The sequence below is a fragment of the Serratia sp. CY71090 genome, from assembly GCF_052166845.1.
Classification (GTDB): Bacteria; Pseudomonadota; Gammaproteobacteria; order Enterobacterales; family Enterobacteriaceae; genus Serratia; species Serratia nematodiphila.
The window spans coordinates 1-11,507 of the sequence record NZ_JBJNOA010000018.1 but is presented as its reverse complement, the minus strand read 5'-3'; the positions used below and the strand labels follow the sequence as shown (position 1 = coordinate 11,507).

11 protein-coding genes are annotated in these 11,507 nt (G+C 60.5%); 2 read left to right on the top strand and 9 right to left on the bottom strand.

Annotated features, from left to right (window positions below; genetic code table 11):
• Window positions 1-139: 139 nt before the first annotated feature.
• The 5 genes from dtpA to rsxD all read right to left on the bottom strand — a co-directional run bounded on the left by dtpA (window position 140) and on the right by rsxD (window position 5,319).
• Window positions 140-1,654, bottom strand: a complete 1,515-nt coding sequence (gene dtpA, locus ACJ8OK_RS23575; protein ID WP_442531146.1) for a dipeptide/tripeptide permease DtpA — start codon at window positions 1,652-1,654, stop codon at window positions 140-142.
• Between the two features lie 604 nt (window positions 1,655-2,258).
• Window positions 2,259-2,900 (bottom strand): endonuclease III, encoded by a 642-nt coding sequence (nth, locus tag ACJ8OK_RS23570; protein ID WP_442531144.1) that lies wholly within the window; start codon window positions 2,898-2,900, stop codon window positions 2,259-2,261.
• Window positions 2,900-3,598 (bottom strand): electron transport complex subunit E, encoded by a 699-nt coding sequence (locus ACJ8OK_RS23565; RefSeq protein ID WP_004938409.1) that lies wholly within the window; start codon window positions 3,596-3,598, stop codon window positions 2,900-2,902. The genes nth and ACJ8OK_RS23565 overlap by 1 nt, the downstream gene beginning before the upstream one ends.
• A complete protein-coding gene (rsxG, locus tag ACJ8OK_RS23560) occupies window positions 3,595-4,224 on the bottom strand; it encodes an electron transport complex subunit RsxG (RefSeq protein ID WP_004938412.1) in 630 nt (209 codons plus the stop codon). Before rsxG ends, ACJ8OK_RS23565 begins: the two co-directional genes overlap by 4 nt.
• Before the next feature lie 9 nt (window positions 4,225-4,233).
• Window positions 4,234-5,319 (bottom strand): electron transport complex subunit RsxD, encoded by a 1,086-nt coding sequence (rsxD, locus tag ACJ8OK_RS23555; RefSeq protein WP_442531142.1) that lies wholly within the window; start codon window positions 5,317-5,319, stop codon window positions 4,234-4,236.
• A gap of 365 nt (window positions 5,320-5,684) precedes the next feature.
• Here rsxD and ACJ8OK_RS23550 point away from each other — a divergent pair, with 365 nt between their 5' ends.
• On the top strand, window positions 5,685-6,578 hold the full coding sequence (locus tag ACJ8OK_RS23550; protein WP_033633161.1) for a helix-turn-helix domain-containing protein: 894 nt from the start codon (window positions 5,685-5,687) through the stop codon (window positions 6,576-6,578).
• Window positions 6,579-6,611: 33 nt separating this feature from the next.
• On the opposite strand, the gene rsxC is transcribed toward ACJ8OK_RS23550, so the two are convergent.
• From rsxC to ACJ8OK_RS23530, 4 genes are all read right to left on the bottom strand, one after another.
• On the bottom strand, window positions 6,612-9,041 hold the full coding sequence (gene rsxC / locus ACJ8OK_RS23545) for an electron transport complex subunit RsxC (protein ID WP_442531140.1): 2,430 nt from the start codon (window positions 9,039-9,041) through the stop codon (window positions 6,612-6,614).
• Window positions 9,034-9,606, bottom strand: coding sequence for an electron transport complex subunit RsxB (gene rsxB / locus ACJ8OK_RS23540; RefSeq protein WP_442531139.1), 573 nt, complete (start codon window positions 9,604-9,606; stop codon window positions 9,034-9,036). Before rsxB ends, rsxC begins: the two co-directional genes overlap by 8 nt.
• Complete coding sequence (gene rsxA, locus ACJ8OK_RS23535) at window positions 9,606-10,187, bottom strand: electron transport complex subunit RsxA (RefSeq protein ID WP_004938443.1); 582 nt, start codon at window positions 10,185-10,187, stop codon at window positions 9,606-9,608. The genes rsxB and rsxA overlap by 1 nt, the downstream gene beginning before the upstream one ends.
• A 135-nt stretch (window positions 10,188-10,322) precedes the next feature.
• Window positions 10,323-10,763 (bottom strand): DUF2569 domain-containing protein, encoded by a 441-nt coding sequence (locus ACJ8OK_RS23530; RefSeq protein ID WP_004938446.1) that lies wholly within the window; start codon window positions 10,761-10,763, stop codon window positions 10,323-10,325.
• A gap of 224 nt (window positions 10,764-10,987) precedes the next feature.
• Here ACJ8OK_RS23530 and ACJ8OK_RS23525 point away from each other — a divergent pair.
• Window positions 10,988-11,507 (top strand): Gfo/Idh/MocA family oxidoreductase (locus tag ACJ8OK_RS23525; RefSeq protein ID WP_442531138.1); only part of this gene is annotated, 520 nt, incomplete at its 3' end.

Here is an 11,507-nt window from a genome sequence, read left to right as displayed (position 1 = left end):
AGGATAAGAAGGACCAAGAGATCGAACAGCAGATGGAGCTGTTGCAGGATTAACTCGAAAATGGCCCCCTTTTAGGGGGCGTCGTGTAAAGCCACCTCCTCAGGAGGTGGTCTTTTACTTACGCTCAATCCGCCGGCGGTCAGCGAGCCGCAGTGGCTTCCTGCGATTTCTGATTGGCGTCTTCGGTGGTGTCCAGCGTCATGCGGTACAGCTTCGGCGCGGTCAGCATCATCAGGATAGCGATGACGGCGGTGACGATGCCGATCTGCATAAACACATGGCTGTAGATGGCCAGCGAAGCGTGCGCGTCGTTGATGTCGCTTGGCACGGCGGTCAGACCGGCAACCTTACCGGCGATCAGCGCGGCGGCGGCGGTAGTCAGGAACCAGGAGCCCATGATGAAGCCCATCAGACGCTGTGGCACCAGCTGTGCCACCATCGCCAGACCCAGGCCGGAAATCATCAGCTCGCCGATGCTCTGCAGCGCGTAGCTCAGGATCAGCCAGTTGACCGACACGATGCCCTGTTCGTTGGCGAAGCTGGCGCCCCATGGCAGCACCAGGAAGGCGCAGGAGCAGAGGATCATGCCGAAAGCGAACTTGTGCGGCATCGGCAGGCGATCGCCCATTTTGTTATACAGCGCGGCCAGAATCGGGCTGGCGAGCATGATCCAGAACGGGTTCAGCGCCTGATACTGCTCCGGCTCGAAGGCGACGCCGAAGATGCTGTGTTCCACGTTATGGATGGCGAAGAAGTTCAGCGAGGTTGGCATCTGGCTGTACAGCACGAAGAACACCACCGCTTCCAGCATCAGCAGGAAGGCGACGATCATCTTGCGGCGTGCGGCGCCGTGCAGGGCGAAGGTTTCCTTGGCGAACACCAGAACGATACCGGCGGAAACGAGGGCCAACGCCCAGCGCGCGATCACCTGGTTGTGCAGCAGCCAGCTGGACACGGCGATCAACGCCACGATGCCGACCAGCACCATCAGCAGCTTCGGCAGATGCAGCGGCTTGAAGTCAGGTCTGGAGCCGTTTTCCTTCACCCACTTGTGGCACATCATAAAGTTGACCAGGGTGATCAGCATGCCGACCACGCTCAGGGAGAACGCCACGCTCCAGCCATATTTCGCCGCCAGCCACGGGGTGGCCAGCATGGAGAAGAAGGAACCGATGTTCACCGACATGTAGTACATGGTGAAAGCGCCGTCGATGCGCGGGTCATCTTTCTCATAGCAGGTGGACAACAGGGAGGACGGATTAGCCTTGAACAGGCCGCTGCCCACGGCGATGGTCGCCATGCCCATGTAAACCCAGAAGATGTCGTGGCCGGAGTAGGCCACCATGGCGTAACCGGCGGCCAGCACAAGTGCGCCGAGCACGATCACGCGTTTGGCGCCCAGCACCTTGTCGCCCAGCCAGCCGCCGATGGCGACGAAGCCGTATACCAGGGCGCTGAAAGAAGAGAACAGGGTGATGGAATCGGCTTCGCTCATGCCGAGCATCTTGACCAGATAAACCGCCATGATGCCCTGCAGGCCGTAATAGCCGAAACGCTCCCACAGTTCGATCGAGAAGATCAGGTAGAACGCTTTCGGTTGTTTGAACGCGTTAAGGCTAACGCTCTCCGGGTGTTGGTTGTTTGCTGTTGACACTGGTACCTCTGTTTTTTCGCAGCCCGTCTTTGGAGGACGGGAAAGTACAAAAGTTGATGCGGAACGGCATCCTTTTGCGTTGTTATAGGATGGGGACGGCGGTTAATGTTCACTATCTTTGTCAACGTGGCAAGCAGTTTGTCATATTCGGTTACATTTAACGCTCGCAGGATTATGCTGCGATGTTGCAAATGTTATGCAGTATTAACTTTCGGGTTTTAATGGTTTGCCGATTTTTTGTTTTGATTAAAAGCTATACGGATTTTAAACAGGGATATATTCTGCTGAATTGCTATTTTTTAGCACATCAGTGTATGTGTGGTTGTTAATCCATTGGAATGTTGTGCATATGCAGCGTTTTGTAAAATTATAGAAATTTAGGAAAACGGGGCTGGCATTTGTGAACGCCTTGTGATCCTGAAAGCGTGACGTTCACCGCAATTTTTGACTAATTTTTCGCTTGAAAATAACGCGGCACTGAGTTTTTCACTGAAAACCGCGATAACGCCGGGGTTACTGCTGCGCGATATCACATTTCCGATAAAAAAGAGGCGCTGGCGGGGGGAGTGGCGGCGACGGGTGCGGTTTGCCGCACCCGTCAGACTCAGGATTCTGGATAAACCTTCTCTTTATACTCGCATAGGTCCTCGATGATGCAGGAGCCGCAGCGCGGTTTGCGCGCGATGCAGGTGTAGCGCCCGTGCAGGATCAGCCAGTGGTGGCAATCGACCTTGAATTCGGCGGGCACCACCTTCAACAGCTTCTCTTCCACCTGATCGACGCTCTTGCCCGGCGCGAAGTGGGTGCGGTTGCACACCCGGAAGATGTGGGTGTCCACGGCGATGGTCGCCCAGCCGAAGGCGGTATTGAGCACCACGTTGGCGGTCTTGCGGCCGACGCCCGGCAGCGCTTCCAGCGCGGCGCGATCTTCCGGCACTTCGCCGCCGTGCAGCTCCAGCAGCATACGGCAGGTTTTGATCACGTTTTCGGCCTTGCTGTTGAACAGGCCGATGGTCTTGATGTACTCCTTGACGCCATCAACCCCCAGCGCCAGCATGGCGGCGGGGGTGTTGGCGACCGGGTAAAGTCTGGCGGTCGCCTTGTTGACGCTCACGTCGGTGGCCTGCGCAGACAGCAGCACGGCAATCAGCAGTTCAAACGGGGTGGTGTACACCAGCTCGGTGGTCGGGTGCGGGTTGTTGTCGCGCAGCCGGGTCAGGATTTCCAGTCGCTTCTGCTTGTTCATCAGGCCTTCTCAGCACGTCCTTGTTCCAGCAGCGGTTCCGCCGCCACGGCGCGGGCTTTGCGCGCCTTCATTTTTTCGTCGATCAGATATTTGACCGCCAGCAGCAGCCCCAGGCCGATAAAGGCGCCCGGCGGCAGCATCGCCAGCAGGAATGGGCTGTCGAAATGCACCACTTCGATGCGCAGCGACTTGGCCCAGCCGCCCAGCAGTTGGTCGGCGCCGTCGAACAGCGTACCGTTGCCCAACAGTTCGCGCATCGAGCCCAGCGTCACCATCACGCCGGTGGCGCCAAGGCCAATGGCCATGCCGTCCAGCGCCGAGAGGCCGACCGGCTTCTTGGCGGCCACCGCTTCGGCGCGGCCGACCACGATGCAGTTGGTCACGATCAATGGAATAAAGATGCCGAGCGACTGATACAGGCCGAAGGCATAGGCGTTGATCAGCATCTGCACGATGCTCACCACCGCGGCGATGATCATCACGTAGATCGGAATACGCACTTCGCTCGGCACCCAGCGGCGCACCGCGGAGATGGAGGCGTTGGTCAGCGTCAGCACCAGCGTGGTGGCCAGCCCCAGGCCCAGCGCGTTGGTGACGGTGGAGGTCACCGCCAGCAACGGACACATGCCCAGCAACTGCACCAGGGCGGAGTTGTTTTTCCACAACCCCTGAACGATCAATTCTTTGGCTTCACTCATTCAGCGGCTCCACACGCAGGTAAGCTTTCAAGTTTAGGCGGCAGCGTTTCCATATACAACGCCGTGCGGCGCACCGCATTGACCACCGCCCGCGGGGTGATGGTCGCGCCGGTGAATTGGTCGAACATGCCGCCGTCTTTCTTCACCGCCCAGCGCTTATCGTCCGGGCCTTCGATTTTCTTGCCGCTGAAGAAGGAAATCCAGTCGGAAATGCGCAGTTCAATTTTGTCACCCAGCCCAGGCGTTTCGTGGTGTTCAATCACCCGGGTGCCGAGCACCGTGCCGTTGAAATCGGCGCCGACCAGCAGCTTGATGGCGCCGGAGTAGCCGTCCGGCGCGGTGGTTTCCAGCGCGGCGGCCGTCGGCTGCCCGTTTTTGCGCGCCAGGTACAAGCGATGCGGCGCGCCGTCGCCCAGCGCCGGATCGCTGACCAGCAGGCATTCGTTCTGCATGATGTTGTCGTAGTTTTCCGGCGGCACCACCTGATCGAGCAGCGCTTTTTGCTGCAGCGCCGCCTGATGGGCGATGGTGGTTTTCGTCAGGGCGTAAACCACGGCGGTCAGGCCGGTGGTGACCGCCGCAAACACCGCCAGCGTGGTGCCGTGCTTTCTCATGGAATTCAGCATGGCGGCTCCTTAGCGATGGCCGTACACGCGCGGCTGCGTGTAGTGGTCGATTAACGGGACGGTGATGTTGGCGAGCAGCACGGCGAAGGCCACGCCATCAGGGTAGCCGCCATAGACGCGGATTAGCCAGACCAGCACGCCGATCAGCGCGCCGTAGATTAAGCGGCCCTTCGGCGTGGTGGAGGCGCTGACCGGATCGGTGGCGATAAAGAACGCACCCAGCATGCTGGCGCCGGAGAACAGGTGGATCAGCGGCGAAGCCTGATGCGCCGGATCGATCCACCAGACCAGACCGGAACAGAAGGCGATGGCGGCCAACATGCTGAAAGGAATTTGCCAATGGATCAGGCGGCGCGCCAGCATAAACAGGCCGCCGGCCAGGAAACCGAGGTTGACCCACTGCCAGCCGATACCGGCCAGCGCGCCGCCGAACAGCGGCTGCTGCAACACCTGTTCCACGCTGTGGCCGCTGCGCAGGCCGGTTTTGAAGCCGTCGAGCGGCGTGGCCTGGCTGATGCCGTCCACGCCCATCTGCAGTTCGTGCAGCGTCGCGCCCTGTGCGGTATGGCCGCTGAAAATCGCCAGCAGCGTGTCGTGGAGCGACAGCGCGGTGGCGCGCAGTTCATCCGGCGGCAGCCAGCTGGTCATCTGCACCGGGAAGGAGATCAGCAGCACTACGTAACCGACCATCGCCGGGTTGAACGGGTTCTGCCCGAGGCCGCCATACAGCTGTTTGGCGATAACGATGGCGAAGAAGGTGCCGATGACGATCATCCACCACGGCGCCAGCGGCGGCAGGCTGATGCCAAGCAGCAGCGCGGTCAGCAGGGCGGAGTTATCCGCCAGCCGGCTGCGCACCGGCAGCTTGCGCAGCCTGAGGATCGCGCCTTCTGCGGCCAGCGCGACGATCGCCGCCAGCGCCACCTGAATCAGCACGCCGTAGCCGAAAAACCAAATCTGCGCCGCAATGCCGGGAATGCACGCCAACATGACCCACAGCATAATGCGGCTGGTGCTTTGCTGGTTGTGGGTGAAAGGCGAGCTGGCGATGTGTAAGCCTTTGGCGGCTGTGGGTGATACCGGCCTGAACTTCATAGAGTAACGATACCTTCTGCGCCGCGCCTGCGGCAGTTTCGATGCGCCATACTGCGGGCGCGGCAAAAATGATAGCCGAGCATTCTACCTGATTCGATGCGAGGGTAATACGCCTTAATGATAAGGGTATTCGGCTTTCCGCACATCTGGCGATCGGGGTGGCGCGATTTGATTTTTTTTTGGCCGGGAAATGGGCTAACGTGAGGAATTGTCAGTGGAACTTGTGCCGCCATCGACCGCGGGAAATGGGGTAAATGTCTGAATGAGATATCATTTTTCTCCAGATTTCCGCACAAAATAACAACTTTCACATAATCCGTGTAGGTTACTATCGCGAACATTATTGAGTCAGTGAATCCATAATAATGACAAATGAAGACATTTTTTTTATTGAAGAGCTAATTGAGTGGGTGGAGATACATCTGGAGAAACGGCCAAACCTGGATGAAGTCGCGCGTATTTCGGGCTATTCCAAGTGGCATCTGCAGCGTAAATTCAAGCGTATTACCGGCATTCAACTCGCCACCTATATCCGTTCGCGCATCCTGACGCGCGCCGCGGTGGCGTTGCGCATTACTCGTCGCTCGATCATCGACATCTCCGATGAGCTGGGCTTCGACTCTCAGCAGACCTTTACCCGCATGTTCAAGCAGCGCTTCGGCACCACCCCCAATCGCTACCGCTCGATGGAGCACTGGGACGTGAAAAACCTGATGCCGCGCTTTAACTTCGAAGCCAGCTACGGCGCCGGTTATTACCCGGAAGTGAAGCGGCTGACGCTGCCCGACATGCAGCTGGTCGGCTTCACGCGCCGGCTGGATTTCGCCTCCGAACAGGAGCTGGAGTACTCTTCCTGCATGGCGATGAAGGATGAGATTTTCAACGACTTCTTCAAGGGGCTGCACGTCGACTGTCGGCGGATTTACAGCATCTACTCCCCTCATGCCGGGAAGGGCGACGAGCTCTCATCCACGCTGGTGATGGCGGTCGATCCTGAACACAGAAAGGATATTCTTTCCAACCATCAGATAGACACCTTCCATTTGCCGAGCCGCGAGTTTATCTCTATCAACCATAAGGGGTCGGCGAAAGAGTGTTTGCAGTTTTTCGGCTACCTGATGTCGCATGTGATGCCGGGGTTGAAGGATAAAGTGCGTGGCAGTATGGAAATGGAGATCATTCAAACCAAAGAGTGGAATCCTGAATCCAAACTGCGTCAGATTGAAGTGGATTACACCTACCTGATTTCTATCGATTAAATGGCGCCAGGCGTCAGCCAGGCGCCGCTATCATTATTTGTCTTCCGTTTCCGCCGCCAGCGATTCTCTGGCGGCTTTTTTGGCCTTGGCGCGGGCGATAGCCGCCGCGACCGCCGCCTTGCGCGGATCTTCTTCGGCTGCAGCCGGCGCCGGTTCCGCCGGCGCAGGGGCATCCGCCTGCTGCGCCGCTTTCTTGGCTTTGGCGCGGGCGATAGCCGCCGCGACCGCCGCCTTGCGCGGATCTTCTTCGGCTGCAGCTGGCGCCGGTTCCGCCGATGCAGGGGCATCCGCCTGCTGTGCCGCTTTCTTGGCTTTTACGCGCGCCAGTGCCGCCGCGACCGCCGCCTTGCGCGGATCTTCTTCGGCTGCAGCCGGCGCCGGTTCCGCCGGCGCAGGGGCATCCGCCTGCTGTGCCGCTTTCTTGGCTTTTACGCGCGCCAGTGCCGCCGCGACCGCCGCTTTGCGCGGATCTTCTTCGGCGGCAGCCGGCGTCGTTTCCGCCGGCGCAGGGGCATCAGCCTGCTGCTCTGCCTTTTTGGCCTTCACGCGCGCCAGTGCCGCCGCGACCGCCGCCTTGCGCGGATCTTCTTCGGCGGCAGCCGGCGACGGTTCCGCCGATGCAGGAGCATCCGCCTGCTGCGCCGCTTTCTTGGCTTTTACGCGCGCCAGTGCCGCCGCGACTGCCGCTTTACGCGGATCGTCCTCTGTTGCCGCCGGGGCGGAGCTGTCTGCGGCCGGCGCCTCTTTGCGCGCTTTCACGCGGGCCAGCGCCGCGGCCACGGCGGCTTTACGCGCGTCGTCGCCGGCGGTCGCCGGTGGCGCTTCCGTTTCCACCTCGGCAGCCAGCTGGGCACGACGTTCGCGCGCCTGCGCTTTACGCGCTTCGCGGGCGGCGATCATCTCGCTGTTGTCCGGCTGCTGGCCGTTGACCGGCGTAACCGCCGCTTCGGCATTCTTGCTGCGCACGCGCGCCAGCGCGGCCTGCACTGCGCCCTGATCGTCGTCGGTCAGTTTGACGGCGGCCTTTTTATGTCGCTCTTCACGCGCCAGTTTTTCACGCTCCAGACGCGCCAGCTTGGCCTCGTAACGCGCCTTGGCCTCGGCGGTGCGCGCCGCTTCCAGATCGATAGCCTTGATTTCGGCCTTTTCCTGCCGGTAGTACTGTACCAGCGGGATATTGCTGGGGCAGACGAACGCGCAGGCACCGCATTCGATGCAGTCGAACAGGTTATGGTTGCGCGCCTTGTCGTGCTCCTGCCCGCGGCTGAACCAATACAGCTGTTGCGGCAGCAGCCCGGCAGGGCAAGCGTCTACGCACAGGCCGCAGCGGATGCAGGACTGCTCCGGTTCCTGCGGCGTCATTTCATCCACCGTCGGTGCCAGAATGCAGTTGCTGATCTTGACGATCGGCACGTTCAGCGCGGGCAGGGTGAAGCCCATCAGCGGGCCGCCCATGACCACCATCTGCTGCGCCTGCGGGCGGAAACCGACGAAGTCGAGCAGGTGCTGCACCGGCGTGCCGATGCGAGCCCACAGATTGCCGGGGCGCTCGATCGCCTCGCCGGTCAGGGTCACTACGCGCTCAATCAGCGGTTCGCCGTCGACGATCGCTCGCTTGATGGCGAAAGCGGTGCCGACGTTTTGCATCAATACGCCGATAGCGGAGGAGTGCTTACCGTGCGGCACTTCCTTGCCGGTCAAAATTTTGGTCAGCTGCTTGGCGCCGCCGGATGGGTATTTGGTCGGGATGACGCGCAGCGCAATGCCGGGCTGGCCGCGCAACGCCTGTTTCAGCGCCGCGATTGCCTCCGGTTTATTGTCTTCGATGCCGATCAGCGTGAGCTTGGGTTGCAGAATGTGTTGCAGGATCTGCGTGCCTTCAATGATCTGAGCGGCATGTTCCTGCATCAGACGGTCGTCGGCGGTAATGTAAGGCTCACACTCGGCGGCGTTGAGGATCAGCGTTTCCACGCCGCTCATGCCGCCTTGCAGTTTGCTGGCGGTCGGGAAACCTGCGCCGCCCAGGCCGGCGATGCCGGCCTGATGAATACGTTGAATCAGTTCCGCGGCGGGCGATTGGCGATAGTCCGCCACCGGATCGCGCTCGCACCAGCGGTCTTCCCCGTCTGCCTCGATAATCACGCACAGCTCCGTCAGCCCGGACGGGTGCGCGGTGATGTGCGGCGTAATGGCGCTGACGGTGCCCGAGGTCGGGGCGTGCACCGGCACGGTGCGGCCGCGGCCGACGGTCAGCGGCTGGCCTTTCAACACCCGATCGCCGGCGCTGACGCACAGCTCGCCTTCCGGCCCCAGATGCTGTTGCAGCGGAATGATAAAGGTCTTGGGCAGGGGCGCGACACGCAGCGGCGCACCGCTGGACTGCGTTTTCATTTCCGGTGGATGGATCCCGCCGTCGAAATCCCAGATCCGGTCTTTTTTAAAGGCGGCGAACAGATTAAGCATGTTGCTCCACGTGGATCACTTGCACCGGGATCGTCTTCATGTCCCACTTCCAGTTGGCGGTGGTGGTAGCGACCGCTCTCATTTCAATACAGTCGGTAGGGCAAGGGGCGACGCACAGATCGCAGCCGGTACAGAGGTCGGTGATGACGGTGTGCATGGCGCGGGTGGCGCCGACGATGGCATCCACCGGGCAGGCCTGAATGCACTTGGTGCAGCCGATGCAGTTGGCCTCGTCGATATAGGCCACTTTACGCTCCGGCTCGGCGGCGGCTTCGCTGCCCAGCGGCTGCGGTTCTACGTTGAGCAGCTCCGCCAGTTTCAGCATCACCTGTTCGCCGCCCGGCGCGCATTTGTTGATCATCTCGCCGTTGGCCACCGCCTCGGCATAGGGGCGACAGCCGGGGTAGCCGCACTGGCCGCACTGGCTCTGCGGCAGGATCGCATCGACCTGCTCGGCGACCGGATCCTCTTCCACCTCAAAACGGCGCGCAGCGTAGCCCAGCACCAGTCCGAACAGCAGCCCGAGCGCGCTTAGAGCCGCGATAGCTATCCACAACGCAGTCATTAGAATTTCACCAGCCCGGTAAAGCCCATAAAGGCCAGCGACATCAGCCCGGCGGTGATCAGCGCGATCGAGGAGCCGCGGAACGGCGCCGGCACGTCGGCGACCGCCAGACGTTCGCGAATGGCGGCGAACAGCACCATCACCAGCGAGAAACCGGCGGCGGCGCTAAAGCCGTAAACGGCGGACTGCAGGAAGTTGTAGCCGAGGTTGACGTTAAGCAGCGCCACGCCCAGCACCGCACAGTTGGTGGTGATCAGCGGCAGGAAGATGCCCAGCAGGCGGTAGAGCGCCGGGCTGGTTTTGCGCACTACCATCTCGGTGAACTGCACGACGACGGCGATCACCAGAATGAAGGAGAGCGTGCGCAGATACACCAGATCCAGCGGAACCAGAATAAAGGTGTTGATCACCCAGGCGCTGACGGAGGCCAGCGTCATGACGAAGGTGGTGGCCATTCCCATGCCGATGGCGCTTTCCAGCTTCTTGGAAACGCCGAGGAACGGGCACAGGCCAAGAAACTTCACCAGAACGAAGTTGTTCACCAGTACGGTGCCGACAAACAGGAGCAGGTATTCGGTCATTGCGATGCCTAAAAAAATAAAAGCCGCTTATTATCGGGAATCGGCGGCCGGACGACAACATATGAATCGCAGGGGTATTGCCTTTTTTGGCGAAAATTTACACAAAATACCCGATAAAACGTGCTGCAACCGCCTTTAACGTTCGGTAAAGGTGCCTTTGACCCGCTGCGAACGCTTGATGTAAGGCACCAGCAACGCCGCCATCAGCAGCGGCCAGCCGAGGCTGCGCACCGCCACTTCGTCCGGCACCGGCGCGAAGGCGAAGGCTTTCACCGCCAGGATCACCGTGATCAGCAGCCACAGCAGGAACAGTTTAGGGAAGCGCTGCGATCGCTGGCAGAACAGAAACACCAGCCACAGGGTAAAGCCCCACATCAAGAGCGTGGTCAGCACCGAAAAGTACCATTGCAGGGTAAACGCCTGGGCGTTGGTCAACAGATAGTCGCGCGACTCGGGCATGAAGATCGCCATGGCGTACAGGAGCAGCATCAGGCTGGCGCTGAGCAGGGTAACGATCAGATAGGCCAGCGGGGCCAGCAACCAACCGCCGATACGAGAGTATTCAGCTTGAGACATAAAACGGCTTCCTGATTGAATCGGGGATCACAGGCGGCATAGCTTAGCGGGTAATATAGGCTTCGTCATCTCTATCAAGCGGATAGCTCGGCATCGCGACGCCAGGCCGCACGTTTGGCTACTCCGGCCTCGCTTCAAATTAACATCTCATTTACTTCTTGTTCCATCCGGCCGCATGGTGTCAAATCGAAAGGGTCTGTCGTGAGCCTGCAAGAGGAAATCCCATGGCTGAAAAAATTCGTGTCGGGCTGGTCGGTTACGGCTACGCCGGTAAAACCTTTCATGCGCCGCTAATCGCCGGTACGCCGGGGCTGGAACTGGCCGCCGTTTCCAGCAGCGATGCCGGCAAAGTGCACGCCGACTGGCCGTCGATGACGGTCGTGGGGGATGCGCAAGCGCTGTTCGCCGATCCGGCCCTCGATCTGATCGTAATTCCCACCCCCAACGATACCCATTTCCCGCTGGCGCAACAGGCGCTGGCCGCCGGCAAGCACGTGGTGGTGGATAAACCATTTACCGTGACGCTGTCACAAGCACAGGCGCTGCAACAGCAGGCGCAGCAGAGCGGTTTACTGCTGTCGGTGTTCCACAACCGTCGCTGGGACAGCGATTTCCTTACCCTTAAGGCGCTGCTGAACGACGGTTCGTTGGGCGAGGTGGTGTATTTCGAGTCGCATTTCGATCGCTACCGGCCGCAGGTGGGGGGGGGGGGGGGGGGGGGGGGGGGGGGGGGGGGGGGGGGGG